Below are 25,846 nucleotides of genomic sequence, written 5' to 3' on the forward strand. Positions count from 1 at the left end.
AAGGGGAACGAGGGGTCAGGCGGGGGTGGCGTCGAGGGCGTGGGCGACCAGGCCCAGCAGGGTGTCCACGACGGAGATGCGGCTGCGGGCGTCCATGACGAGGACGGGGACGTGCGGCGGCACGCTGAGCGCCTCGCGGACGTCCTCGGGTTCGTAGCGGTCGGTGCCCTCGAAGTGGTTGACGGCCACGAGGTAGGGCATGCCGCAGCTCTCGAAGTAGTCGAGCGCCGGGAAGCAGTCGGTGAGGCGGCGGGTGTCGGCGAGGACGATCGCGCCGATCGCGCCGCGCGCCAGGTCGTCCCACATGAACCAGAACCGCTGCTGGCCCGGTGTGCCGAACACGTACAGGACGAGGTCGTCGTCGAGCGTGATGCGGCCGAAGTCCATCGCGACGGTGGTCGTCGTCTTGTCCGGCGTGGCGGACAGGTCGTCGGTTTCCTCGCTGGCGGTCGTCATGACCGCCTCGGTCTTGAGCGGGGTGATCTCGGAGACCGATCCGACGAAGGTGGTCTTGCCCACGCCGAAGCCGCCGGCGACCACGATCTTGGTGGCGGTGGGGGCCCGGGTGTGGTCCAACTGCCAGGCGGGGACAGCCTGTTCGGTCAGCGGTTCGGTGGGTGCCGGTCGTTCGATCGGCGCTTCAGAGGCGACGGAGCCCATGGAGGACCCTTTCCAGCAGTGCGCGATCGGGGCGTCCGGCTCCGTGGCCGGTTCCGTACACGCGGATCTTTCCCTGGTCGGCCAGGTCACTGAGCAGGACGCGGACCACGCCCAGCGGCATCTTCAGCAGAGCGGCGATCTCCGCGACGGTGCGCATCCGGCGGCAGATCTCGACGATCGCCTGCATCTCGGGGCTGACCCGACTTCCGGACTGACGGCCCGTCAACTCCGGCCTGAGTGGGGACGGTTCGAGCTCCGGGGTGTCGAGGGCCGCCACGAACGTCTCCACCAGGAGTACGTGCGTGAAGCGCGTCCGCCCCCCGGTGAGGGAGTACGGGCGCACGCGCGCGGGGCGGCGGCCCTCGCCGCGTATCGGAAGGCGTCCCACTGTGGGGGTGTGCGCGCTCATCGGTCGGTGCTCTCCAGCGACTGGCGCAGCTCGCTGCGGAGTTCGGGCGTCAGGACGTGTCCGGCGCGGCCCACGAAGAGCGCCATGTGGTACGCGACGATGCTCATGTCGCAGTCGGGGGCGGCGTGCACGCCCAGCAGCGAGCCGTCGCTGATCGACATCACGAACAGGCTGCCGTGCTCCATGGCGACCATCGTCTGCTTGACGCCGCCGCCCTCCATCAGGCTGGCCGCTCCCACGGTGAGGGAGCCGAGGCCGGAGACGATGGTGGCGAGGTCCGCCGTGGAACCCTTGGGGCCGACCAGGCGGGGCGCGGTGTCCACCAGCATGTGGTCGGGGTCCGAGGACAGCAGGAGCAGGCCGTCCGAGGACACGACGGCGACCGAGACGAGGCCGGGCACCTCCTCCACCAGATTGCTCAACAGCCAGTGCAGATTACGGGCTTCGGTGCTCAGCCCGTATGTGATCGGCGCGGTCAACTGCGTGCCTCCTCGACGGTGTCCCCCTCGGTGTCGGTCTGGTCGTTCCTCGTGGCCCGGTCGTATCGGTCGGTCGTGGGCCGCTCGGTCCGGTCGGTCCTGTCGGTCGTGGGCCTGTCGGCCCTGTCGGTCGTAGTCCTGTCGGTCGTGGTCCGGGACCGGGGTTCCCCGCTTGCCCCGTCTACCCCGTGAACCTCGTTGTTACCACTGTTGGCGATCTCGGCCTCGACATCACGCCTGCCGTTGCGCGCGCCCAGCTGGAATCCGCCCAGGCGACGGCGCAGTGCCTCCGCGTCGACTCCGCCGGTGCGCGGCGGCGCGGCGGGTGTCGTGGGCTTGACGACCTTGGGGGTGCGCTTGGGGAGGCCCTTGTCGGTGAGGCGCGGAGCGGTCGGCTCCAGCGGGACGGGCACGGGCTCCGGTTCCGGCTTCCGTTCCGGCACGACGGGCGCGGGCTCCGGCTCGGCGGCGGGCCGGGGCAGGCGGATCTCCCGGGTGGGCTGGTCGACCTCGGGCGCTTCCTCACGTACGGGCGCGGGCTCGTTCCGTACGGACGACTCGTCCGGCGCACGGACGTGCGCGGCGCGCTCCGCCCGGGCCGCCTCGGCCTCCGCTTCCTCGACGGCCTTCTCCGCGACGGCGATCAGCGGGTCCTGGTCCGGGGCGCGGTCCGGAACGGCGGCTGCCGGACCGCGCCCCGGCAGCACGTTCGAGTTGGCCTCGGCGACGGAGCCCGGCAGCGAGTGCGGGGTCTCGGTCACGGACGGCACGGCGGGCGGCTCGGCCTGGAGGAGGGCCTGGGGCAGGACCACGACGGAGGTGACACCGCCCTGCTCCTGGGCCCGTACCTGGATGCGGACCCCGTGGCGGGCGGCGAGGAGCGCCGCGACCTGGAGGCCGAGGCCGTCGCCCTCGCCGGGCGCGGTGTACGTCGCCGGGTCGGCGAGCCGGGAGTTGAGGTCGGCGAGGCGCTCCGGTGTCATGCCGATGCCGTGGTCCTGCACGGACAGCATGATCTCGCCGCTCTCCAGCAGCCAGCCGGACAGCTTGACGTGGGCGTCCGGCGGCGAGAAGGAGGTCCCGTTCTCCAGCAGTTCCGCGAGGAGGTGGCTGAGGTCGTCGGCCGCGTACCCGGCGACCTGGGCGTGCGGCGGGAGGGCCTGGAGGGTGACCCGTTCGTACCGCTCGATCTCGCTGATCGCGGCGCGCAGTACGTCGACGAGCGGGACGGGCCCGGTGTGGGCGACGCCGTGGTCGGTGCCCGCCAGCACGAGGAGGTTCTCGCCGTGGCGGCGCATGACGGTCGCCATGTGGTCGAGCTTGAAGAGGGTGGCGAGGCGGTCGGGGTCCTGCTCGCGCTCCTCCAGGGACTCGATGACGGCGAGCTGGCGCTCGACGACGGAGAGGGTGCGCAGGGAGAGCTTGACGAAGGAGGAGTGGACGGTGGCGCGCAGCTCGTCGAGGCGCGCGGTGGTGTCCTGGACCCGGGCCAGCAACTCGCTCTGCTCTGCGGCGAGTTGGCTGTTCTCGCTGGCGAGGGTGCGGCGCTGGGCGTCGAGGGTCTCGCGCTGCCCGACGAGGTGCGCACGGTCGCCCGCGAGCTTCTCGGTACGGGTGTTCAGCTCCAGGAGCTTGCTGTGCAGGCCGTTCAGGGACCGTACGGCCTGGGCGAACTCGTCGTTGCGCCCGGTGTAGCGGACCGGCTCCTCCGTCTCGGGGCTGCCCGCGAGCCGGGCCGCACCGAGCCGGAGCACGGCGAGCGGCTGGGTGAGGGTGCGGGCGACGGCGGTGGAGATGCCGACGGCGAGCAGGAAGCAGGCGGCCAGCAGCCCGATCCGCAGCTCCAGTGCGCTGACGTCGTCGTCCCGCAGGGCGGCGAGGTTCTCGGCCTGGGCGGAGGCGAGGGCCGACTCGGCGCCGCGCATGCGGTCGACGCGGGCGGTGAGCGCGGCCCCGACGCGCTCGGCGCCGAGCTTGCGGTCGGCGGCGGAGAGTGTCGACTCGTCCGTGAGGTCCTTCAGATACCCCTCGGCGGTGGTGACCTCGGGCCCGGTGACGGTGACCGAGACGGCGTCGCGGTCCTTCTCGGGTGCGGCGAGGGCGAAGTCGGCGAGGGCGGCCTGCTCGCGGTGACGGGCCTGCTGGGCGGCGGCGCTGAGCTCGTCCCTGACCTTCTTGCCGCTGCCGCTCTCCACCCGTACGAGAAGCCCGCTGTCGGGATCGATCTCGGCCGTGGACTTGCCCCGGGGTACGGCGAGGGCGGCGAGCAGCAGCCCCCGGGTGGCGGCGGCCTGCTCGACGGCGTTGCCGAGGGCGGCGGGGGCGGTGCCGGAGCCACCGGCCCGGGGCGGGGTCCTGCGGGCCAGGTCGCGGGCGAGGGAGCGGAGCTCGTCGAGGGCGGTGGAGTACGCCCGGTGGAGCTGGAGCGGGGTGACGCTCGCGCTGTCGGCGGCGGCACGCAGCCCGGCGACCTTGGCGAGGGCGCGGCGCAGACCGTCGGGCAGGTCGGCGGAGTCACCGCCGGGGCCGGTCAGCTCGGCGATCTGCCGGTCGACACGGGAGGTGCGGTCACCGCGCGGCGTGCCCTTGTCGCGGCTCTTCCCGCCCTCGGCGGCGGCCTTCCGGCCGGTGGCGTCGTCGCGCTCGTCGGCGAGGGAGTGCGCGAGGGCGAGGGCCTGCTTGTTGAGCTCGGCGAGGTCGAGGAGCCGCTGCGAGGTGGTCAGCTCGTCGGAGGCGGTGAGCAGGGACGGCGCTCCCGCGGCGAGCACGAGGAGACCGACGGCGGCGACGGAGGCCACGAGCCGGTTGCGCACGCGCTTGGGCCGGGACTTTCTGCCCGGCTTGCCGCCGACGGGGGCGGGTCCCTGGGGGGCGGGGCCGACGGGTGCGGGGCGCGCGCCCTGAACCTCGGGGGAAGGAGTCCCCTTGCCGGTCTTCTTCCCGCCACTGTTCTTCCCGCCACTGCCGCTGCCGCCCCGAGGCCGCTTGTTCTGCACCGGTGCTCGCATCCTTGCTGTAGTCCGCCCAGTTTCGTCCGCTCGGCCGGCCGAGGTGACGACGGGTGCCTCTGGCTGCGTGCGGAACGAGCGCCCCACCCTCGCCCCTGTTGGAGCCTTCGACCCTTCCAGCGCCTCGGGGAGGTCGGCGCGCATCAACCGCCCCGCCACCCGAACGAGTGAACATCAATCGGGAGTTGGCAAACAACTCGTCTCACGCTCCGTCAGGACCGCGCTCCGCGCGCCGGTTGGAAGTTCCGTGCGGGCTTTGGCAGGATGCACCCCCGCAGCTTCCCGGAATGGATCATTCCATCCGAATTGCCTCAGCCTGACCTGCTGGTATGGGCCAATTCGCACCCTCGGACGCTCCCCCGCCCCGGTCCGGCAGACTGACCGTCATGCGCATCGATCTCTCCACCGCCCCCGGAAGCCCCGAACGCCCCAACGAGGACTGGACATCCGTGGCACTGCCTGCGGGCGGACCGGGCGGGTCGCCCGGTCAGAGCGGGGTGATCGTCGTCCTGGACGGGGTGACACCGCCACCGAGCGAGACGGGGTGCGTGCATTCGGTGCCGTGGTTCACGGCGCGACTGGGCGGCTCCTTGATCGAATTGTCCGGATCGCGGCCCGAATCGCCCCTGCGGGAGGTGCTGGCCGGGGCGATCGCGCGCACGGCGGACGCGCACCGCTCGACCTGTGACCTTTCTCACGTACGGACGCCTCAGGCGACGGTGGTCATGGTGCGTTGGGGGGCGGAGCGGGTGGAGCACCTGGTCCTGTCCGACTCCGTACTCCTGATGGAGGGTGCGGACGGGGAGGTGCGCGCGGTACTGGACGACCGCCTCGACCGCGTCCCGCGCGAGGCGCTGCGCTCGCACGCGACGGCGGACGTGTACCGGAACGCGGAGGGCGGCTTCTTCACGGCGGCGGCGGATCCGGGGGTGGCGGCGCGGGCGGTGACCGGTTCGACCCCTCGGAGGGAGGTGCGGGCGCTCGCGGCGATGACGGACGGGGTGTCGCGGTGGGTGGACCTCTTCGGGGCGGGGTCCTGGGCGGACTGCCTGGGGGTTCTGCGCAAGGAGGGGGCGGAGGGGCTGATCGGGCGGGTCAGGGCGCTGGAGGCTGAGCCGGAGGGGCCGGTGCGGTGGAAGCGCCACGACGACGCGGCGGTCGCTTTCGCGGAGCTGTAGCCCCGTTAGGGGCGCGGGGAACTGCGCGACCAGCCCCAACGCACCCGCACGTCTCCGGGACAGCCGCGCGGCGAGCGCTTTAGGTGAAGGGGCGGGACCGGGGCCAGAACCCGCCGGAGGTGGGCGGGGGTCCGGGGGGGGGGAGCCCCGGGGTAGTGACGGCAACCCCACCAAGAGGGCCTACTCGCCAGCGCGGGTGTTCAGTTGGTGGAGGAGGCGGGCCAGTTCCGCCACCTCGCGCCGGTCCCAGGACGCCAGCTTCTGGACGTAGCTCGCACGACGCGCGTCCCGGACCCGCCGGAAGCGGTCCCGCCCCTCGGGCGTGAGGAGCACGAGGGAGGCCCGCCCGTCGGCAGGATCGGGCTCGCGGGCGACCAGCCCCAGTTCCTCCAGGGCCCGCAGCTGGCGGCTCATGGTGGCCTTGCCGACCCCGAACCACGCCGCCAGCTCCGTCGCCCGCTGCCGATCCGCCTCGTCCAGCCGTACGAGAAGCCCGTACGCCGCAGGCTCCAGCTCCGGGTGGACCTCCCGGGCCAAGTCACCCGACGACGCCCTCGCCCGGCGCAGGAAGAGCGCCAACTCCCGTTCCAGCGCGAGGAATTCCTGATCCACCATGCCCCCTCCTGTCGATCCCTGTAGATCCCTGTAGATTCCGGACGATTCTGGACCACGCCGGACGATGCCGGACCGCACCCGAGAACTTTCAGCGGTACGCATCACCGCAGTTCGCCCAGTATTTCGCAGGTGTGGACCAATGTCGGCACAGAGACCCCCTTCCGCCCCCCGCATCTACGTGCGTAGCTTCGATACGGCAAGGCCACTTCAGTCGCTTTGTCGATCTTTCGGAGGCACGCATATGCACGTGCTCAGAGCAAGATCCGCAGCATTGGCCGTCGCGGCGGCAGCCGCAGCCCTGACCCTCACCGCGGGGGCGGCGACCGCCGCCCCCACCCCTCCCCCGCCCCCCGGCTCCGCCCACCTGGGCATGGGCGTCATCGAGCACGACGGTCAGGGCGGACTCCCCCCGGCCGCCCCCCGCGCCGTACAGACCGAGGGCGTGGACGTCTCCGGCCACCAGGGCAACGTCAACTGGTCCGCCCTCTGGACCAGCGGCGTCGCCTGGGCCTACACGAAGGCCACCGAGGGGACGAGCTACAAGAACCCCTACTTCGCCCAGCAGTACAACGGCTCGTACAACGTCGGCATGATCCGCGGCGCGTACCACTTCGCCCTCCCCGGCAACTCCAGCGGCGCGACCCAGGCCGCCTACTTCGCGAGCAACGGCGGCGGCTGGTCCCGCGACGGCCGCACGCTCCCGGGCGCGCTCGACATCGAGTGGAACCCGTACGGAGCCCAGTGCTACGGCAAGACGCAGTCGCAGATGGTCGCCTGGATACGCGACTTCCTCGCCACCTACAAGGCCCGCACCGGCCGCGACGCCGTCATCTACACCGCGACGAGCTGGTGGAAGACCTGCACGGGCAACTACGGGGGCTTCGGCTCGACCAACCCCCTCTGGGTGGCCCGCTACAACACCACCGTCGGTGAACTCCCGGCGGGCTGGGGCACGTACACGATGTGGCAGTACACCTCGACGGGCCCGATCGTGGGCGACCACAACCGCTTCAACGGCGCCATCGACCGCGTCCGCGCCCTCGCGAACGGGTGACCCGGCACGGAACGCGAAGGACCCCCGGCGCACGGGCGCCGGGGGTCCGGTTCGCAGAGCTATCCGCTACGGATCAGCAACGACCCGCCGCGCGGTCCCGGACCACCAGGTCCGTGTTGCTGGTCGTGCCGTCGATCCACACCACGCGCTTGCCGGTGTCGGCCGACGCGCCGACCTGGTCGCCCCGGTTGCAGGAGACCCGCTCGCCCTCACGGATGCCCGCCGCGTCGAACTGCCACAGCTTCGGCAGCGTCTCGTTGCGGTACTGCGTGTCGGGCAGCGAGGCGTTGACCGTCACGGCCTCCTCGGAGGCGGTCAGGTCGAAGGCGTAGAGCGCCTTGGCGCCGGTCTCCGGGCTCAGGTCGAGGAGCTTGGTGCCGTCGAGGTTGGCACGGCGTACGGCCATCTGACCGCCGTCCGTGGCGACCTCGTCCACCAGCCAGGACACGTGGGTCTTGGACAGGCCGGTCTGACCGAGACCCTCGACGGCGGCGTTCTGCGGAAGGACGCTCGTCTTCTTGGTCGCGGTGTCGAGGAGCTCGACGTCCAGCTTGTACTGACCGCCCACCGGCCACAGCTTGGCGTACGCGACCTTGCCGTTCTTGACGGAGGGAAGCGCCGAGCTGAGGTGGTAGCGGCCGCCGTCGACGTACGCCTGCTCGTTCGTCTTCAGGTTCTTGTACGCGGCGTGACGCCCGCCGAAGGGGTCGTTCTCCTCCCAGACGACCAGGTCACCGTCGATGCGCAGGCCCTGGAGACCGGTGGAGGAGGACCAGACCTTCTTGATCGGTCCGCCCGCGACGGGCCGGACCAGGACGTCGATGCTGGTCGTGCCGAAGGCCGCCCAGACGACGTTCTTGCCGTCGGTCGCCGGGTAGACGTGGAAGCGTCCGTCGTTCGGGCTGACCAGCTTGGGCGAGCCCTTGCCGTCGGTGCGGCCCGTGTAGACCGAGTACGGCTCGGAGCCGTCGTCGTTCGACTTGGACACGGCGTACTGGCCGCCGCCCGCGCCCGCCCCGGTGCCCGAGGTGTTGAGCTTGCCGAGCAGCGTGTCGGAGTCCATGCCCAGCGCGTCTTCCCAGCCCGCGACGATGCCGTGGGCGTTGAAGGAGCGCGTGATGACCTTCAGGTCCTTCGCGGAGACCTTGAGGTCCTTGGCGGCGGCGACGACCGCGTTGCGGCCCTCGGTGAAGCCGTCCAGCGGGGTCAGGTACTCGGCGAGCGCCTTGTAGACGATGCGGTCGGCGAGGTCCTTGTCGATGTCCTGGCGGATGTCCCACAGGGCGCCCGAGAAGATCGTCGAGTTGAGGTGCACCCCGCCGTTGTCGACGTCGTAGGAGACGCCGAGGAAGTCCTTGGAGGTGGTGCGGCCGTCGTTCAGGTCGCGCAGCGCGCACTCCTTGCCGGGCAGCGTGCGGCAGAGGTCCTCGCCCAGGAGGCCCGAGTTCGGGTCGTCCATGGAGGTGCCGGAGGAGTTGGTGTCGATGGCGTTGCCGAAGTAGTCGGCGACGGCCTCGTTGAGCGCGCCGGACTGGCCGACGTACACCAGGTTGGCGGTGTTCTCGACGACGCCGTGCGTCATCTCGTGGCCGACCACGTCGACGTCGGAGGCCAGCGGCTTGTACTCGTCGTCGCCGGAGCCGTACACCATCTTGGAGCCGTCCCAGAAGGCGTTGACCCACGACTGCCCGCCGTTGGTCACGCCCACCAGGGAGTTGATGGTCATGCCCCGGCCGTCGAGGCTGTCGCGGTTGTGCTTCGACTTGTAGTAGTCGTAGACCTCGGTGGCGGCCCACTGGGCGTCGATGGCGCCCGCGTCGGTGGCGTCCTTGCCGAACTCCTGGACGGGCGAGCCGAACTCCTTGATCCCCGAAGGCCACTTGCCGGCCGCGTCGTCCGCCTCGACGCCACGGGCGTCCCAGGTGGTGATCGGGTTCTTGGAGCTGCCCTGCATACGGACGTAGTCGCTGAGCGTGTACTCCTTGCGCGACGTGTCGTAGTAGAGGTTCAGGTCGACCTTGGTGCCGTCGGTCTTGACGCCGGTGCCGGTGGCGTCGCCGGGGCCGAGCGCCTTCGCGGCGGACGCGGCGGGCGTGACGGCACCCTTCGGGGCCGCGCCCTTGGCCTGCTTCGGGGCGCCGAAGGTCTTGATCGAGCTGTACTGGAGGACCGGGAATCCGGCCTTCGCGTCGATGTAGACCTGGCGGAGCACGGCCTCGCCGGTCACCGGGTCGTTGCCCTTGACGGTGACCTGGCGGGTCAGGACGCCCTTGCCCTGCGGGAGGACGACGAGCTTGCCCGCGGTGCCGGTGAGGGCGGTGGCGGCCGCGGACTTCTGGCCCTCGGCCTTGCGGACGTCCTTCAGGGTGAGGTTCTTGCCGCCCAGCTCGCGGGCGACGGCGGCGACGGCGCGCTGCACGGCGGTCTTCTCGGAGACCGTGGCGGTGGTGCCGGTCGACAGCGCGGTGAAGTACTTGCCGGAGGTGCCGACGACGTTGCGCTTGCCGCCCTTGTTCTCCATGCGTACGACGTACTCGCCGCCGAGGACTTCCAGGCCCTTGTACCGCTGCTGGAGGCGGACGGTCTCGGTGCCGCCCTTGTTCTGCGCGGAGACGGCCTTCAGGTTGCCCTGGGGATTGCCGATCCGGTAGCGGCCCTGCTTTTCGGCCAAGTGTCCGACGGCGGCGTCGGCGGCGCTGCCGGTCGCCTTCGCGGGCTCGTTGATTCCGTCGACGAGGGCCGGGGTCGCGGTGTCCGTCCCCGGGATCACCTCGGCGGTCGGTCCTGCCGGGGCCGCGGGGGCGGCCTGCGCGGCGGGAACGACGCCTGCGAGGAGGGCCGCCGCGGCGAACGTCGCGGCAACCCCCTTGGATATACCGGCACTTGTGATGCCAGGTCTGACGGCACGCACTCGGGTCTTGTGCACGCTTTCCCTCCCACGGTACGGACGAGCTCTGGGCATGGCACTGTCGGGCATGGAACTGCTTGGCCCCGCCATGCAAGTCGCTGTGTGTTCGCGTCGGCAATGTTTCCCGTGTGTTCAGATGTGGACACGCACACTTGTGTGCATGGTGTGTCCACGAAAGAATCCGGCCCATGATCGAGGGGGAAGAACTGCACAGCCTCGGCCTGGGAGAGGTCGAGGGACGCGTCTACGAGGCCCTCCTGAAGGAACGGGCCTCCCGCACAACGGAGTTGTCGGCCCTGCTGCGACTCCCCGGCTCACGGATCGACGAGGCCCTGACCAGCCTCGAAGTCTCCGGCTTCACCGTCCGGACCTCGGACGGAACACCGCATCCGGCCGCGCCGGCCGCCGCGATCCGCACACTGATCCACCGCCGTCAAGCAGAACTCCACATTCGGTCAGCCGAGTTGGAGCAGTTGATGATGTCCGCGGACCGGATCGCGGGCCGTCTCACCTCGCATTCACCGACCGCGTCCGAGGGAGGCATCGAGATCGTCACCGGCCGGCGCCAGATCGGCGAGCGCGCCGAGTCGCTCCTCGCCTCCGCCGAACAGGAGGTGGTGATCCTGGACCGCCCCCCGTACGCGACGTCCGACGACGGCCGTCCGGACCGGCCGCCCGCCCTGGACATCGAGGCGCTGCTGGACCGGGGCATCACGGTCCGCGCGGTGATCGACCGGGAGGGCCTGGGCTTCCCCGGCCGGATGCGCTCCCTGACGGCGCTGGCGGCGCGCGGCCTGCGCGCCCGCGTCACGTCGGGCGTGCCGACCAAGCTGATCGGCATCGACCGCCGGATCACGCTGCTGCCGCCCACGGAGTCCGCCGATCCGCGCGCCTCGGCGCTCGTGGTGGGCGACTCCCTGCTCCGCAACGCGCTCGTGCCGCTCTTCGAGACGGTCTGGGACCGGTCCATCCCGTTGAGCAGCAGCGGTACGGGCCCCCCGTCCGACCCCGTGTCCGGCCAACAGCGGGAGCTGCTCGGCCTGTTGGCGGCGGGGCTCAAGGACGAGGCGATAGCGCGCCGCCTCGGGGTCCACGTCCATACGGCGCGGCGGCGCATCACGCGGCTGTTGGCGGCCCTGAACGCGGAGACCCGGTTCCAGGCGGGGGCCCAGGCCGCCACCCGGGGGTGGCTGGCCTGAGCCTCCGCGCCGTACCGAAGTCCGGAAGTGCCGGAACTCGTCAGGCATCGCGGGCCCCCTGTCGTTGCCGCTGAGCGCCGGACTTCTTGTCTTCCCGTGCACACGGCTCCGCGCGGGGCCCCGTGGCGGACGCTGGTGCCTCTGCTGGCCACGGAGGCCGCAGAGGCCACAAAGTCCGCAGTGGCCGCAGAGGCCGCAGGAGCCATCGGGGGGACCATGCTCTACCAGGAGTTCGGCACGTCCAGCCTTCCGCCGGAGTACCGCTTCGTCTGCGTCTGCGCGGAGGTGGGGCGGGGGGCCGGGCCGGGCAGCGGGCCCGGCGGCTGCACGGAGGTCTTCGCCGGCCGGGCGCGCCTCATGACCCTGGGCCCGGTCCGGCTGACCGCCATGGCCCTTCCCGCGCCGGGGGCGGGCGGCTGCGCCAAGCTCCTGCGCAGCAGGAATCCGGCCGCCTTCGAACTGAACCTGGTGCTGGACGGCACCACGAAGACACCGCGCGACGAAGTCGTCGGCGAACCGCGCGCGTTCACCCTTCACCTGCCCCAGGACCTGGTCCCGCTGCCGCGTGAGCGCATCCGCGAGCTCTTCGCCCGTGGGCTGCCACCGGCCGACTCCGGCATGAGCAGGGTCCTGGCGCATTACGTGCAGACCGTGGCGGAGGAGGCCCCGAGCCTGGACGCGCGTACGGCCGCCCGGCTCGGTGCCACCGCGCTCGACCTGGCGGGGGGATTCTTCGCCGAGCAGCTGTCGGTGCGGGAGCGGTTGCCGCCCGGCGCACGTCAGCAGGTCCTCCTGGCCGCCGTCACCGCGTTCATCGAGGACAACCTCGCCGCCCCGCACCTCGCCCCGGAGACCGTCGCGGCCCGCCACCGCGTCTCGGTGCGGCAGCTGCACCAGCTCTTCCGTCACCAGCCGGAGACCGTCGCGGCGCGGATCAGACGCCGGAGGCTGGAGCGATGCCAACAGGACCTCGCCGCACCGCACTTGAGCGCCCTGCCGGTGTACGCCGTCGGGGCGCGCTGGGGCCTGACGAACGCCACCGGGTTCAGCCGGGCGTTCCGCGCCGCGTACGGCATGACTCCCGGGGAGTACCGGAGGCTCGCACTCCGTATCCATGGCCCCGGCACGGCCCCGGAGGGGCCTTGACGGCTCTCGCCCGGTGTGCTTAGTCTCCCGGCACGGCATCGCGCGTCGGCCACCGGCTGGGTGGGGCGTGGAGGTAGCCCGTGAGACTGCCCGACGGAGGCATTCCACCGTGTCTGTTCAGCTGAATCACACGATCGTCTTCTCCCGTGACAACCGGGAATCCGCAGAGTTCTTCGCCCACATCATGGGGCTCGAAGTAGGCGGCGCATTCGGACCGTTCGTCCAGGTCACCCTCGCCAACGGTGTCGACCTCGACTTCGCGACACTGCCGCCCTCGCAGGACGTATTCTCCCAGCACTACGCGTTCCTCGTCTCCGAGGACGAGTTCGACGCCATCTTCGGCCGCATCAAGGCCAAGGGGCTGGAGTACTGGGCGGACCCCATGCGGAAGCAGCCCGGCGAGATCAACACCAACGACGGCGGCCGGGGCGTGTACTTCCCGGACCCGGCCGGTCACTATCTGGAGATCATCACGGTCCCGTACGGCGGCTTCAAGCCGGACAGCCGCACCCAGGGATCGCCACCGCAGGAGTCGTAGGCGGTCGTAGGCGTACGAACCCGAGGGGCCCGCGCGACGAAGCGCGGGCCCCTCGGGCGTTCGCCCCCCAGGTGACCCAGCCGTGCGACCCAGCTGCGCACGTCAGCCCGCGAGCACCAAGTCCCGCACCTTCGCGCCCAGTTCGAGCGCCTCGCCCGGTTCCCGTACCGCCTGCTGGAGTTCGACGAACGCCCCCTCCGCCCCCCAGGCCCGTACGGAACGCATCGTGGCGGCGATGTCCTCGGCGGACTGGCCGGCGCGGACGTTGACGCGGATCAGCTGGCGCAGCGCGTCCGGGTCGCGGCCCGCGTCCTCGGCCGCCTTGCGGGCGATGCCCCACAGCGCGGAGTGGCCGGCGTCCGGCATGGCGGCGCCCACCCAGCCGGTGGCGCGGCGGCCGACGCGGCTCATGGCGGCGGGGCTGAAGCCTCCCAGGTAGACCGGCGGGCCGCCCGGCCGGGCCGGGCGGAGGTCCACGTACGAGGTGGGGACCTGCCAGGTCCGGCCCGTGTGGGAGAAGGGGTTCTGGGTCCAGATGGCCGCCAGGAAGTCGAGGATCTCGTCGAGCTGTGCGCCGCGTCGGGAGAAGTCGGCGTTGACGGCGGTGTATTCGTCGCGCATCCAGCCGATGCCGAAGCCCGGGTCCAGTCGGCCGTTGCTCAGCAGGTCGAGCGAGGTGAGGCTGCGGGCCAGCAGGAGGGGCGGGTACCAGGGGGCGCTGAGGGTGCTGGTGCCGAGGCGGACCCGGGTGGTGCCGGCGGCCGCGGCCGAGAGGGCGACGAACGGGTCGACGAAGCGCTTGAAGCCCTCGGGGTACGGGTTCTCCGCCGTGTGGCCGGGGTAGAGGTCGCTCGGCTCGACGGGGGTGAGGGAGCGGTCGCCGACCCAGAGGGAGTCGAAGCCGATCTCCTCGGCGTCCCGGGCGTAGGAGGCGATCAGGTCGGCGCGGGCGTGGGTGCCGTACTGAGGCAGGGTTATTCCGATGTCCATGACATCCATCTGTACCACCGGCCCCCGAGGGGCGCGCGAGGCGGCGCGCCGTGCGCCTGACGGGCGGTGCGGGATCAACTCCCGCACCGCCCCTCACACTTGACTTCCCGTCGCGTCACACGGCGACCGGCATCCCGATCACGCGGCGACCGGCGTCGCCACCTTCGCCGGGGTCAGCGCGATCTCCAGCACCTGGCGGACGTCCGTCACCGGGTGGACCTCCAGCTTTTCGAGGATCTCGGCCGGGACGTCGTCCAGGTCCGCCTCGTTCCGCTTGGGGATGACCACCGTGGTGGCGCCCGCCCGGTGCGCGGCGAGCAGCTTCTGCTTCAGGCCGCCGATGGGCAGGACGCGCCCGGTCAGGGACACCTCGCCGGTCATGGCCACGTCCGTGCGGACCAGCCGTCCGGAGAGGAGGGAGGCGAGGGCGGTCGTCAGGGTGATGCCCGCGCTCGGCCCGTCCTTGGGCACCGCGCCCGCCGGGAAGTGGATGTGCACGCCCCGGTCCTTCAAGTCCCGTACGGGCAGCTCCAGTTCGGCCCCGTGCGAGCGGAGGAAGGAGAGGGCGATCTGGGCGGACTCCTTCATGACGTCGCCGAGCTGACCGGTGAGGGTCAGGCCGGAGCCGCCCGTCTCGGCGTCCGCGAGGGACGCCTCGACGAAGAGGACGTCGCCGCCCGCCCCGGTGACGGCGAGCCCGGTGGCCACGCCGGGCACCGCCGTGCGCCGCTCGGCCGGGTCCTGGGCGGACTCGGGCACGTGGTGCGGACGCCCGATGAGGTCGCGGAGGTGGGTGTCGTCGATGGCGAACGGCAGCTCGCGGTCGCCGAGTTCGTGCTGGGCCGCCACCTTGCGGAGCAGCCGGGACACGGCGCGCTCCAGGTTCCGTACGCCCGCCTCCCGGGTGTACTCGCCCGCCAGCTTGCGCAGTGCGGACTCGTCGAGGGTGACCTCGCCCGGCTCCAGGCCCGCGCGGTCGAGCTGGCGCGGCAGGAGGTGGTCGCGGGCGATGACGACCTTCTCGTCCTCGGTGTAGCCGTCGAGGCGGACCAGTTCCATGCGGTCGAGGAGGGCCTCGGGGATGGCTTCCAGAACGTTCGCGGTGGCGAGGAAGACGACGTCGGAGAGGTCGAGTTCGACCTCCAGGTAGTGGTCGCGGAAGGTGTGGTTCTGGGCGGGGTCGAGGACTTCGAGCAGTGCCGCCGCCGGGTCGCCCCGGAAGTCGGAGCCGACCTTGTCGATCTCGTCGAGGAGGACGACGGGGTTCATCGACCCGGCCTCCTTGATGGCGCGCACGATGCGGCCGGGCAGCGCGCCGACGTACGTACGCCGGTGGCCCCGGATCTCCGCCTCGTCGCGGACGCCACCGAGGGCGACCCGTACGAACTTGCGGCCCATGGCGTGGGCGACGCTCTCCCCCAGGGAGGTCTTGCCGACGCCGGGCGGCCCGACGAGGGCGAGCACGGCACCGCCGCGACGGCCGCCCACCACTCCCAGCCCCCGGTCGGCGCGGCGCTTGCGCACCGCCAGGTACTCGGTGATGCGCTCCTTCACGTCGTCGAGGCCCGCGTGCTCGGCGTCGAGGATCTCGCGGGCGCCCTTGATGTCGTACTGGTCCTCGGTGTGCTCGTTCCAGGGGAGCTCCAGGACCGTGTCCAGCCAGGTCCTGATCCAGGACCCCTCCGGGTTCTGGTCGCTGGACCGCTCCAGCTTCTCGACCTCCTTGAGGGCGGCCTCCCGCACCTTCTCGGGCAGGTCGGCGGCCTCGACGCGGGCGCGGTAGTCGTCGGACTCCTCACCCTCGGACTCGCCGTTCAGCTCGCGGAGCTCCTTGCGTACGGCATCGAGCTGCTTGCGGAGCAGGAACTCGCGCTGCTGCTTGTCGACGCCCTCCTGGACGTCCTTGGCGATGGTCTCGGCGACGTCCTGCTCGGCGAGGTGCTCGCCGAGGGCGGCCAGGGCCAGGCGCAGCCGGGCGACCGGATCGGCCGTTTCGAGCAGCTCGACCTTCTGGGCGGTGGTGAGGAAGGGCGAGTAGCCGGAGTTGTCGGCGAGGGCGGAGACGCCCTCGATCTGCTGCACGCGGTCCACGACCTGCCAGGCGCCGCGCTTCTTCAGCCAGGTCGTCGCGAGGGCCTTGTACTCCTTGACCAGCTCGGCGACTGCGCCCGGCAGCGGGTCCGGGTCGGACTCCTCGATCCGGGACCCCTCCACCCACAGGGCGGCGCCGGGTCCGGTCGTGCCCGCGCCGATCCTGACGCGGCCACGGGCGCGGATGAGCGCGCCGGGGTCGCCGTCGGACAGGCGGCCGACCTGCTCGACGGTGCCGAGCACGCCGGTTCCGACGTACGCGCCGTCGATGCGCGGAACAAGAAGGACCTCGGGCTTGCTGCGATCAGTAGGAATGCCGGTACGTACGGCAGCCTGTGCCGCCTCGACCGCCGCGCGCACCTCGGTGTCGGACAGGTCCAGCGGCACCACCATCCCGGGCAGCACGACCTCGTCGTCGAGCGGCAGCACGGGCAGGGTGAGCGGTGTGGACGTCGATGCCATGATCTCCCCTTGGGCAGTGAAGTTGAGCTATACCGACTCAATGCTTGTGAGCGCTCCAGTGTTCCCCAACCCGTGTTCGCTCTGAGCGATCAGCAGTCGACGCCCGGCACTCCGGAAAGATGTAATAGACCACTGCGCTCATCGACCATTACATCTAGCAGGGGGAACCTCATGGCCTTCGCGACCACCACCGACGCCGTCCGCGCCTGGGCCGAAGGCTGGGCGCTCTCGCGCGGGACGGCGGATCCGGTGCCGCAGCCGTGGGGCGTCACCATCGACATCGGGCTGCCGAAGGCCGTCACCCGGCACGTGCTCTTCGACGGGTACGCCTCGGACGAGGCGACGGTCCGCAAACTGGTGCGGGCGGACGCGGCACCGGGCACCTGGGTGAAGTTCGTGGAGCCGCCGGAGACGGTGGCGCCGTGGATGGCGGAGGGGTGGGAGTACGACGCGGCGGGACACCTGATGTCGCTCGCCCTCACGCCGGAGGCGACCGCTCCCGAGGTGCCGACCGGCTACACCCGGCGCAGCTGGACCAGGGCGGGGCTGACCCGGGTGGTGGTGCTGGCGGCCGACGGCTCGCTGGGCGTACGGGGTCAGGTCGCGGTCACGGGCCGTACGGCGGTCGTGGACCAGGTGGAGACGAACCCGGTGCACCAAAGGCGGGGGCTCGGCACGCTGATGATGCGCACCCTCCAGGCGTACGCGGCCGAGCAGGGCGCGCAGGACTGCGTGCTGGGCGCGACGGACGACGGCCTCGCGCTGTACGCGACGCTGGGGTGGCAGCGGCACTCGGCGCTGACGGGGGTGTTCCGGACCTGAACGAAGGCGGGGCCCGCCCTCCGGACCTGAACGAAAGGCGGGGCCCGCCCTCCGGCCTGAGGCACGGACGACGGGCCCCGGGAGGGGGAGGGCTTCGGTCAGGCGTTGGACATGCAGACCGCGAAGATGCGGAGCGCCGTGGCGTCGACGGTGTCGGCGTTCTTGACGTACACCCGCCAGGCGGCGCCGCCGCTGGTCGGCATGCTGACCCGGGTGAGGTACTTGGTCGTGTCGGAGCCGCCCGCGGTGACGATGTCGTAACCGCCCCCGACCGCCTTCTTGCCCGCCGGACAGGCGACGCTGTTGTCGATGTCGGCACCGGCCGGAAGGGCCACTTCCTTGTTCACGATCTCGTACCCGCTGGCTGCCAGGCCCGGCGCGCCCGCAGGTCCCGCAGGACCAGCGGGACCGACGCCACCGGCCGGACCCGCCGGACCTGCCGCGCCCGCCGGGCCGTCCGCACCCGCGGGGCCCGCAGGACCGGCCGCCCCGTCCACGCCCGCCGGACCCGCCGGGCCCTTGAGGGCGTCGAGCTTGCCCTTGGCCTTGAGCTCCTTGAGTGCCTTCTCGACGCAGGCCACGCAGCCCTCTCCGCCGCGCGGGCCCTGGTGCCCGGCCTGGAAGTGAGCACTGGGCGTGCCGTGGTTCACCACGGGCCTCGGGTCGGCCGAGGGGCCGTCCGCGAAGGCGGGCACGGAGGAGAGGGACACGCAGGCCGCGGCGAGGCTGAGGGCCGCGAGTAGCTTCTTCGTCATGGACGCAGTGGTACCTGCCAGTACGCCCTGAAGCGTTCAGCCGCGAGCGTCTCTTCCGACTATCCACCCAAACAGTCGCCCGCCTCCCCCCCTCCGGAGCCACACCGCGGGCCGCCCGCGCGTGAGCACGGAACGCATGGGGGCGGTCCGTACGTCAGAGCGACAGCAAGCGGCATCAGACGGCACGGCACACGACGGGAGCATCATGCGATCCACTCGATCCGCGCGGTCGGCGGCGGCGATTTCCGGAGCCGCCCTCTGCGGAACACTGCTGCTGGCGGGCTGCGGCGACGGAAAGGACCCCCTCGACGGGAAGCCCTCCAAGATCACGACGCCCGCCGCGAGCGCCACCCCCTCCGGCACCGCCACCCCTCCCCCCAGCTCCCCGAGCGGTGGCCCCGCGTCGCCCTCCACACCCCTCGCGACCACCGACCCCGCCCCCTCCGCCTCCGTACCGCCGAAGGCTCAGCGCCTCGTCGCCGCCACGGTCAGCGGCGGCATCGACGGCAGGCACCGCAGCGTCCTCGTGAACAGTGACGGCAGCTACACCACCCTCGACCGCAAGAAGCCCCCGAAGTCCGGCCGGATGGGCGCGAAGGAGCTGGCCGAACTCCGCGACGCGCTCGCCGACTCGGACTTCGCGAAGCTGCCGCGCGTGTCGATCGCCGACCCGCCGATCATGGACGGCATCACCACCGCCGTGATCTACCGGGGCCACGAGGTCGCCACGGACGGCATGAAGAAGATCCCGAAGCTGGACCGCGTGATCGCGGCCCTGCCCGGCCTCGACTAGGGCCTTGTCAGGTAGGGCCTCGTCAGGCGTGATTGCGGACGATCTCCGTCATTCGCGCGACCGTCGAGAGATCCCCCAGGGCGTTCTTCGTGATCGCCCACGCCGTGCCGGTCGCGGTGTCCGCGCCCGCCCAGCTGCCGCCCGCGCCCGCCATGCCGAAGACGTCGAGGTCGGGCTCGGCGGAGTTGTCGGGCAGGCCGAGGGCGTAACCGAGCGCCCAGGAGGACTCGTTGCCCATGAGCTGGTCGGTCCCGCTCGCGGCGAGGGCGGTCGCTTCGCGCGTACGGTCGTCGGAGAGCAGCCGTACGCCGTCGACCTCGCCGAGTACGGCCGCGTACACCCGGGCCATCGCGCGGGCGGAGGTCTTGGCGCCCGCCGGGATGTCGGCGGCCAGGACGTCGGTCCTGTTGCCGAACTCGGCGCTCGGGAAGAGGTGCTTGGGCGCGGCCTTGAACATCGGGAGGTCGTCGGGGAGCGCGTTCAGGTCGAAGGACTCGGCGCGCGCCGGGGGCTCCTCCAGGCGGGCCAGCCGGTGGTGTTCGGCCTCGGGCATGCCGAGGTAGAGCTCGTCGGCGATGCCGAGCGGTCCGGTCAGTTCGGTGCGCAGTACGTCGGAGAGGGCGCGGCCGGTGGCGCGGCGGACGATCTCGCCGACGAGGAAGCCGAAGGTGAAGGCGTGGTACCCGACCGCGCTCCCCGCCTCCCACCACGGCTCGGCGTCCGCGAGGGCCGCGCACATGGTGTCCCAGTCGCACAGCTCCGCGTGGGTGGTGCCGGTGGGGATGCCGGGGACGCCCGCCGAGTGGCTGAGGGCGTGCCGTACGGTCACCCGCTCCTTGCCGTGCGCGGCGAACTCGGGCCAGAGGTCGGCGACCGGGGTGTCGTACCCCCCGGCCCCGAAGAACCCCTTCTCGGCGCAGACGTGGGCGAGGGTCGCGGTGGCGCCCTTGCCGATGGAGAAGTTGTAGAAGGGGGTGTCGGGGCGGACCTCGCGGCCGGTCGCCGGGTCGGCGGTTCCGGCGGCGACGTCGGCGACGAGTTCGCCGTGCCGGTAGACGGCGGTCTGGATGCCGCGTTCGGCACCGCTCTCCACCAGCTCGTCGGCGGTCTGCTGGAGCTTCTTCTGCAAGTCGGCGGCGCTGTTCATGGCCGTCCCCTCCGTCGTTCGACGTTCCGTACGTCAGTTCCGTACGTCATTGCTGCAAAGGGCCGACCGTACGGAGGGGACGGGCGCGTCGGCCAGCGGTTTTCCGGCGCCGTGCCTGCTCAGAGGTACGACGGTGCCGCGCGGGCCGCCTTCCAGCGTCGTACGACGGGCCAGGTGGCCAGGCCCAGGCACAGCGCCAGCGGGTGGCCGAGTGCCGTCAGCGGATCCTCGTACGCGATCAGGTCCTGGAGCAGCACGAGTCCGACCGCGCCCAGCAGTCCCCGGCGCAGCCACTTCAGCCGCAGGACCGCCGCGAGTGCGCCCACGCACGCCATCAGCCCGAAGCTGATGCCGAAGTCGTAGCGGTGCAGGGAGGTCTCGGGCAGGTGCCCGGCCCAGACGGCGACGCCGACCGGGATCTCGGTGGCGAGGGAGGCCGTCACGTGCCCGAAGACGAAGACGGCGGCGGCCCGCAGCCCGCCGATGCGCCGCTCCAGGGCGGTGAGGATCACGACGAAGCCGAGGGCGTACGGGGACGCCAGCCCGCCCGCGATCCACAGGGCGCTGCCGACGAGGGCGAGGACGGGGGTGTGGGTGAGGTGGGCGACGTCGGTGCTGGACGCCTGGAGGAGGGTGTCGACGGTCGCCGGGTCGCCGAACTGGGCGTAGAGGGAGGTGGCGATCAGGACGAGGGCGTAACAGAAGGTGAAGGGGGTGCCGGTGGGGGTGGGCAGGAGGTGCCAGAGGTGCCAGCGGCGGTCGGGGGCCGCTGCCTTTCCGGCGCGCACGGCTTCGTCGCGCACGGCTCCATCGCGTACGGCTCTATCGCGCACGGCTTCAGCGCGCACGGCTTCATCGCGTACGGCCGGAATGCCGTCAGCCTCCCCCCGCTGGTCCGGAACCACGGGCGGCGGGGTGACGGCGGAGGCGTCGGCGGTCGTGCCGCACTTCTTCGGCTGTGTCGTTGTCGCGCGCTGCACTGGCTGGGGCCCCATTCCCCCGGACACCGCGCTCGTGGGCGGGCGGCCGGAATCGTCAAGCCACGCCCGTGTCCCTCGGCCGCGTCTCTCGCATGCGTCTGCTGCGGTGTTCCTGTCCCTCTTCTTCGAGGACAACGCTCACCTTCCGCCCAGATTTCCCGCCCCGCCTATGACACACCTCACAGCTGTGAGTATTGAGGCAACCTTCACAGCTTTCGGAACGTCCACCGGACCCCGGTGGGCCGTCCGGCGGACGCCGGTGAACCGATCGGGCGACGCCGAGGGGCGGGGGCGGGGTGGCCCGCCGCAGGCGAACCGCACCCCCCACACCCCCCACCCGCACCTCGCTCTACCCTCCGAGCCCCGTCCCCCCGACCGTGATCGCCCGCAGCATCCGGTCCATGTACGCCCTCAGGCGCCCCGGCATGTCCAGCGAATCCGGGGCCAGTGCCCACTGGAACTGCAAGCCGTCCATGACCGCGATCTGCTCCTGGGCGAGCTCCAACACGTCCAGGTCCGGGCGGAGTTCGCCACGGGCGACGCCCGCTTCGAGGACGCCCACCGTGTGGGCGAGGACGCGTTCGTACCGTGCCCGGAAGTAGGCGTGGGCGGGGTGGCCCTGGTTGCCCGCCTCGCCGACCAGCACGTTGAACATCCGGACCAGGCCGGGGCGGTGGGTGTTCGACTCGACGAGGCGGATGACCGCCTCCATGCCCTCCACCACCGTCGCCGGTTCCGTCGCGAAGAGCTGTTCCATGTCGTGCTGCTCGCTCTGCGCGAGGACGGACAGCAGCAGGTCCTCCTTGCTGCGGAAGTGGTGCAGCAGCCCGCCCTGGGTGATCTCGCAGTCGTGCGCGATGCGGGCCATGGAGGAGGCGTGGAAGCCCCATTGACCGAAGTGCTCGATCGCCGTGTCGAGGATCTGCCGACGGCGCGCCTCGCCCACCGCGTAGCTGCCCCGACCTGCGCTCTTTGGGGTCGTGCGTCCCGTGCCTGCTGCCATGCCCGTCACCCTAGAGGGCCCGTGCCCCGCGCCCCGGATCCGCCCGGTCCGACCCGATTTGCGGTGTGACCCACGCAACACGCCATAAACCTAGTAGGTGCTCGGTTTTCGCGTCTAGCCTGTGCTCGCCGGGTCGGCACCGACGCCGACCGGCCCCCCTCCCCCGGAGTTCCCCATGGTCACGGACCGCGACGCAGTGACGGCAGGCGCGCCATTGACACGTGTAACTGCTGCTGGCGCAGGCACTCCGGAAGCCCCTGGTCCTGCTGGTGGCCCTGGCCCTGCACATCCCCCGCTCGCACCGGAGTGGCGAGCGGGGCGGGCGGCGCGGCGGCCGCCCGGTTGATCGGGCCGGTCACCCGGACCTCGTACCGGATTCCGTACGGGAGCGGCAACTCCCCACCACCGCACACCACCTGCCCCACACCCCGCATCACCCTCAGGAGTACCGGATGCACCCCTACCAGGACCCGCGCCTCACCCCCGACCAGCGCGTCGACGACCTGCTCCCCCGCATGACGCTGGAGGAGAAGGCCGGGCAGATGTTCCACGACATGCTGATGATGAACGCGGACGGGACGCTCGTCACGGAGACGGACGGCTCGATGCTGCCGTTCACCACGCCGGAGATGATCGAGGGCAAGCACCTCACCCACTTCAACCTCCTGGGCACGTACGGGGCCCGTGAGATGGCGATCTGGGCGAACAACGTGCAGGAGCTGGCGGCCAACACCCGCCTGGGCATTCCGGTTTCGCTGTCGACGGACCCCCGGCACTCCTTCACCGACAACGTCGGTGCTTCCTTCAACGCGGGTGCGTTCTCGGCCTGGCCGGAGCCACTGGGCCTGGCCGCGATCAACGACCCCGAGCTGGTCGAGCAGTTCGCGGACATCGTCCGCCGCGAGTACCTGGCGGTCGGCTTCCGGGTCGCCCTGCACCCGCAGATCGACCTCGCGTCCGAGCCCCGCTGGTCCCGCCAGAACGGCACCTTCGGCTCGGACGCCAAGGTCACCGGCGAGCTGGTCCAGGCGTACGTACGCGGCCTCCAGGGCAAGGAGCTCGGCCCACACTCGGTCGCCACCATGGTCAAGCACTTCCCCGGTGGCGGCGCGCAGAAGGACGGCGAGGACCCGCACTTCGCGCACGGCAAGGAGCAGGTCTACCCGGGCGGCATGCGCGAGCTGCACCTGGAGCCGTTCAAGGCGGCCATAGCGGCCGGTGCCTCGCAGATGATGCCGTACTACGGCCAGCCGATCGGGACCGACTGGGAAGAGGTCGGTTTCGGCTTCAACAAGGGTGTGGTGCAGGGGCTGTTGAGGGACACGCTCGGCTTCGAGGGGATCGTCTGTACCGACTGGGGCCTGCTGAGCGCCTCGACGATCTTCGGCGAGCCGCACCCGGCACGCGCCTGGGGCGTCGAGCACCTGTCCCGCCCGGAGCTGGCGGCGAAGTCGCTGGACGCGGGCTGCGACCAGTTCGGCGGCGAGGCGTGCCCCGAGGAGATCGTGGAGCTGGTGCGCTCGGGCCGCGTCTCGGAGGAGCGCGTCGACGTGTCGGTGCGGCGCATCCTGCGGGAGAAGTTCGTGCTGGGCCTCTTCGACAGCCGTTACGTGGACGTGGACCTCGCGGAGGAGACCGTCGGCCGGGCGGACTTCAGGGCGGCGGGCGAGGCGGCGCAGCGGCGATCCCTCACCGTCCTCTCCAACCGTGAGCTGTCCCTCCCGCTCTCCGGTCGTCCGAAGCTGTACGTCGAGAACGTGGACGCGTCCGTGGCCGCCGCGTACGGGGAGGTCGTCGCGAGCCCCGTCGAGGCGGACTTCGCGGTGATCCGGCTGCGCACGCCGTACGAGGAGCGCGCGAACAAGTTCGAGTCCTTCTTCCACTCGGGCACGCTGGCCTTCGAGGGCGAGGAGCTGAAGCGGATCGTCACCCTCCTGGACTCCGTCCCGACGCTGGTCGGCATCAACCTGGAGCGCGCCGCCGTGATCCCGGAGATCGCGGAGCACGCTGCGGCGGTCGTCGCGGACTTCGGCGCGAGTGACGCGGCGCTGCTGGACGTGGCTTTCGGGCGCGCGAGGGCGGAGGGCCGCCTGCCGTTCGAGCTGCCGCGCTCGATGGCGGCGGTCGAGGCGGCGCGGGCGGACGTACCGAATGACACGGAGGATCCGGTGTTCGCGTACGGGCACGGGCTGGAGATCTGACCGCCCCCCGGTCGGGGGCTGGACCGGTCCGGTCCAGCCGCCCTCGTCCGGACCGACCCCGGTCCGGCGCTTCCCCTCTTCCCGGCCGAGTTCCGGCCGTACCCAGACCGCGGGGCTCCTGATCGGCCCCGCTCACGGCGACGCCTCCCGAGGCGTCGCCGAGGTCCGGGACCTGCCTGTGGGGGGCCGGGTCCCGGACCGCTTCTCCGTAGAGCCGCGATCCCCGTCCCCCACACCTCCCACTCTCTGCCTGGAAGGGACCGCCATCCCATGCGTTCCGCTCGTCGCCATCTCCTCGCACTGACCACCGCCGGTGCCGTCGTCACCGGCCTCGGCGCCACGGCGTACGCCACCGCCCCGGCCCCGGAGGCCAAGCAGCCCGCCGCCGAGCACCACCCCCAGAAGCCGACCGGCAAGCCCCTCGCGGGCATGCGCATCCTCATCTCCAACGACGACGGCATGCAGGCCGCCAAGCCCTCGAACTCCGACGGCCTCGGCCTCTACGAGCTGCGCCGCGCCATGTGCGACGCCGGTGCCGACGTCGTCGTGATGGCCCCCTGGCAGGTCCAGTCCGGAAAGGGCACGGCCGTCACCAACGGCGGCGTCCTCACCGCCCAGCGCCGTACCGCCATGCCCCGGGGTTACGAGAACGACTGCGCGGGCGCCCTCTCCGGCGCGCCGGTATTCGGTGTGTGCGTGGCGGAAGGCCCGTGCGGCAAGGACACCCCGTCCGCCACCCCCGCCGACACCGTCAAGCTCGCCCTGCGCGGCGGCCTGGAGGCCAAGGCGGGCTGGACCGAGGCCCCGGACGTCGTCCTCACCGGCATCAACTCAGGCCCCAACGTCGCCGCGAGCGTCAACGACTCCGGCACCGTCGGCGCGGCCGTCGCCGCCGTCGACCAGAACGTCCCCGCCGTCGCGTTCAGCGCCGAGGGCGACGCCACGAACACCCAGTACCCGGTGCGGACGTACCGGGCGACCGCCGGGTTCGGTGCCCGGTTCCTCGCCGGGATGCGCCAGAACGATCTACTCACCGGCAAGTTCGCCGTGAAGGTCGACTACCCCGACACCACCAGCGGCAAGAAGGTCGAGAACCCGGTCTGGACCCGCGTCGGCAACGGTGCGGCGATCTACCACGCCTACAAGCAGAAGAGCGGCACCGCAAGCACCAACGGCACCGACAGCACGAGCTTCGACATCACCATGGGCCTCTGCGAGGGCAAGCTGAGCTCCGGCGGCGAGTGCGACGAGAACCGCAGGGACGCCGACCAGGTCTGGCTCCTGGAGAAGAACCACGTCACGATCGCGCCGATCACCTGGGACCGTACGTACGGCACCCCCATCGACGGCACGCGCGAACTCCGCAAGCTGGAGAACTACGTGAGGCACAGCGCCCCGCGCGCCTGAC

General features: G+C 71.7%; 22 protein-coding genes. 10 read left to right on the plus strand and 12 right to left on the minus strand.

Annotated elements, in window-relative coordinates:
• Positions 1 to 15: 15 nt before the first annotated feature.
• The 4 genes from OG897_RS22665 to OG897_RS22680 are packed head-to-tail and all read right to left on the minus strand — an operon-like array spanning position 16 to position 4,544.
• On the minus strand, positions 16 to 660 hold the full coding sequence (locus OG897_RS22665) for an ATP/GTP-binding protein (protein ID WP_266659022.1): 645 nt from the start codon (positions 658 to 660) through the stop codon (positions 16 to 18).
• On the minus strand, positions 641 to 1,069 hold the full coding sequence (locus OG897_RS22670) for a DUF742 domain-containing protein (RefSeq protein ID WP_266659023.1): 429 nt from the start codon (positions 1,067 to 1,069) through the stop codon (positions 641 to 643). The genes OG897_RS22665 and OG897_RS22670 overlap by 20 nt, the downstream gene beginning before the upstream one ends.
• Entirely contained in the window at positions 1,066 to 1,548 is a 483-nt protein-coding gene (locus OG897_RS22675; protein ID WP_266659024.1) for a roadblock/LC7 domain-containing protein, read from the minus strand. The genes OG897_RS22670 and OG897_RS22675 overlap by 4 nt, the downstream gene beginning before the upstream one ends.
• Positions 1,545 to 4,544, minus strand: coding sequence for a nitrate- and nitrite sensing domain-containing protein (locus OG897_RS22680; protein ID WP_266659025.1), 3,000 nt, complete (start codon positions 4,542 to 4,544; stop codon positions 1,545 to 1,547). The genes OG897_RS22675 and OG897_RS22680 overlap by 4 nt, the downstream gene beginning before the upstream one ends.
• Before the next feature lie 398 nt (positions 4,545 to 4,942).
• On the opposite strand from OG897_RS22680, the gene OG897_RS22685 reads away from it, so the two are divergent.
• Entirely contained in the window at positions 4,943 to 5,734 is a 792-nt protein-coding gene (locus tag OG897_RS22685) for a protein phosphatase 2C domain-containing protein (RefSeq protein ID WP_266659026.1), read from the plus strand.
• Between the two features lie 180 nt (positions 5,735 to 5,914).
• On the opposite strand, the gene OG897_RS22690 is transcribed toward OG897_RS22685, so the two are convergent.
• Positions 5,915 to 6,349 carry a MarR family winged helix-turn-helix transcriptional regulator gene (locus tag OG897_RS22690; RefSeq protein ID WP_266659027.1) on the minus strand — a complete coding sequence of 145 codons (435 nt, stop codon included), beginning with the start codon at positions 6,347 to 6,349 and terminating at the stop codon, positions 5,915 to 5,917.
• Positions 6,350 to 6,596: 247 nt separating this feature from the next.
• On the opposite strand from OG897_RS22690, the gene OG897_RS22695 reads away from it, so the two are divergent.
• Positions 6,597 to 7,403 carry a lysozyme gene (locus OG897_RS22695; RefSeq protein ID WP_266659028.1) on the plus strand — a complete coding sequence of 269 codons (807 nt, stop codon included), beginning with the start codon at positions 6,597 to 6,599 and terminating at the stop codon, positions 7,401 to 7,403.
• A gap of 73 nt (positions 7,404 to 7,476) precedes the next feature.
• On the opposite strand, the gene OG897_RS22700 is transcribed toward OG897_RS22695, so the two are convergent.
• Complete coding sequence (locus tag OG897_RS22700) at positions 7,477 to 10,329, minus strand: M4 family metallopeptidase (RefSeq protein WP_266659029.1); 2,853 nt, start codon at positions 10,327 to 10,329, stop codon at positions 7,477 to 7,479.
• Positions 10,330 to 10,499: 170 nt separating this feature from the next.
• On the opposite strand from OG897_RS22700, the gene OG897_RS22705 reads away from it, so the two are divergent.
• The 3 genes from OG897_RS22705 to OG897_RS22715 all read left to right on the plus strand — a co-directional run bounded on the left by OG897_RS22705 (position 10,500) and on the right by OG897_RS22715 (position 13,194).
• A complete protein-coding gene (locus tag OG897_RS22705) occupies positions 10,500 to 11,510 on the plus strand; it encodes a helix-turn-helix domain-containing protein (RefSeq protein ID WP_266659030.1) in 1,011 nt (336 codons plus the stop codon).
• Between the two features lie 96 nt (positions 11,511 to 11,606).
• Positions 11,607 to 12,656: a helix-turn-helix domain-containing protein gene (locus tag OG897_RS22710; protein ID WP_266659031.1), complete on the plus strand. Its 1,050-nt coding sequence runs from the start codon at positions 11,607 to 11,609 to the stop codon at positions 12,654 to 12,656.
• A 109-nt stretch (positions 12,657 to 12,765) separates the two neighbouring features.
• A complete protein-coding gene (locus OG897_RS22715; RefSeq protein WP_266659032.1) occupies positions 12,766 to 13,194 on the plus strand; it encodes a VOC family protein in 429 nt (142 codons plus the stop codon).
• A 102-nt stretch (positions 13,195 to 13,296) separates the two neighbouring features.
• On the opposite strand, the gene OG897_RS22720 is transcribed toward OG897_RS22715, so the two are convergent.
• Together OG897_RS22720 and lon are read right to left on the minus strand one after the other, a co-directional pair.
• Positions 13,297 to 14,184 (minus strand): TIGR03619 family F420-dependent LLM class oxidoreductase, encoded by an 888-nt coding sequence (locus OG897_RS22720; protein WP_266659033.1) that lies wholly within the window; start codon positions 14,182 to 14,184, stop codon positions 13,297 to 13,299.
• Between the two features lie 138 nt (positions 14,185 to 14,322).
• A complete protein-coding gene (lon, locus tag OG897_RS22725; RefSeq protein WP_266659034.1) occupies positions 14,323 to 16,737 on the minus strand; it encodes an endopeptidase La in 2,415 nt (804 codons plus the stop codon).
• Positions 16,738 to 16,908: 171 nt separating this feature from the next.
• On the opposite strand from lon, the gene OG897_RS22730 reads away from it, so the two are divergent.
• Complete coding sequence (locus tag OG897_RS22730; RefSeq protein ID WP_266659035.1) at positions 16,909 to 17,559, plus strand: N-acetyltransferase; 651 nt, start codon at positions 16,909 to 16,911, stop codon at positions 17,557 to 17,559.
• A gap of 98 nt (positions 17,560 to 17,657) precedes the next feature.
• Here OG897_RS22730 and OG897_RS22735 read toward each other — a convergent pair whose 3' ends face one another.
• Complete coding sequence (locus tag OG897_RS22735; RefSeq protein ID WP_266659036.1) at positions 17,658 to 18,314, minus strand: hypothetical protein; 657 nt, start codon at positions 18,312 to 18,314, stop codon at positions 17,658 to 17,660.
• A gap of 205 nt (positions 18,315 to 18,519) precedes the next feature.
• On the opposite strand from OG897_RS22735, the gene OG897_RS22740 reads away from it, so the two are divergent.
• Positions 18,520 to 19,107, plus strand: coding sequence for a hypothetical protein (locus OG897_RS22740; RefSeq protein ID WP_266659037.1), 588 nt, complete (start codon positions 18,520 to 18,522; stop codon positions 19,105 to 19,107).
• A gap of 22 nt (positions 19,108 to 19,129) precedes the next feature.
• Here the strand turns inward: OG897_RS22740 and OG897_RS22745 are convergent, their stop codons facing one another.
• Together OG897_RS22745 and OG897_RS22750 are read right to left on the minus strand one after the other, a co-directional pair.
• The gene (locus OG897_RS22745) at positions 19,130 to 20,254 is read right to left on the minus strand and encodes a serine hydrolase (RefSeq protein WP_266659038.1); all 1,125 of its coding nucleotides are present in this window, start codon (positions 20,252 to 20,254) and stop codon (positions 19,130 to 19,132) included.
• Positions 20,255 to 20,373: 119 nt separating this feature from the next.
• Positions 20,374 to 21,042 (minus strand): rhomboid-like protein, encoded by a 669-nt coding sequence (locus OG897_RS22750; RefSeq protein WP_266660413.1) that lies wholly within the window; start codon positions 21,040 to 21,042, stop codon positions 20,374 to 20,376.
• On the opposite strand from OG897_RS22750, the gene OG897_RS41055 reads away from it, so the two are divergent.
• Entirely contained in the window at positions 21,024 to 21,173 is a 150-nt protein-coding gene (locus OG897_RS41055; protein WP_353963761.1) for a pentapeptide repeat-containing protein, read from the plus strand. The two genes, OG897_RS22750 and OG897_RS41055, sit on opposite strands and share 19 nt — an antisense overlap.
• A gap of 410 nt (positions 21,174 to 21,583) precedes the next feature.
• Here OG897_RS41055 and OG897_RS22755 read toward each other — a convergent pair whose 3' ends face one another.
• Positions 21,584 to 22,237: a TetR/AcrR family transcriptional regulator gene (locus OG897_RS22755; protein ID WP_266659039.1), complete on the minus strand. Its 654-nt coding sequence runs from the start codon at positions 22,235 to 22,237 to the stop codon at positions 21,584 to 21,586.
• Positions 22,238 to 22,506: 269 nt separating this feature from the next.
• Between OG897_RS22755 and OG897_RS22760 the strand changes: the two genes are divergently transcribed.
• Positions 22,507 to 24,438: a glycoside hydrolase family 3 protein gene (locus OG897_RS22760; RefSeq protein WP_266659040.1), complete on the plus strand. Its 1,932-nt coding sequence runs from the start codon at positions 22,507 to 22,509 to the stop codon at positions 24,436 to 24,438.
• Positions 24,439 to 24,708: 270 nt separating this feature from the next.
• On the plus strand, positions 24,709 to 25,845 hold the full coding sequence (surE, locus tag OG897_RS22765) for a 5'/3'-nucleotidase SurE (protein ID WP_266659041.1): 1,137 nt from the start codon (positions 24,709 to 24,711) through the stop codon (positions 25,843 to 25,845).
• Position 25,846 lies beyond the last annotated feature (1 nt).

The organism is Streptomyces sp. NBC_00237, from assembly GCF_026342435.1.
GTDB lineage: Bacteria > Actinomycetota > Actinomycetes > Streptomycetales > Streptomycetaceae > Streptomyces.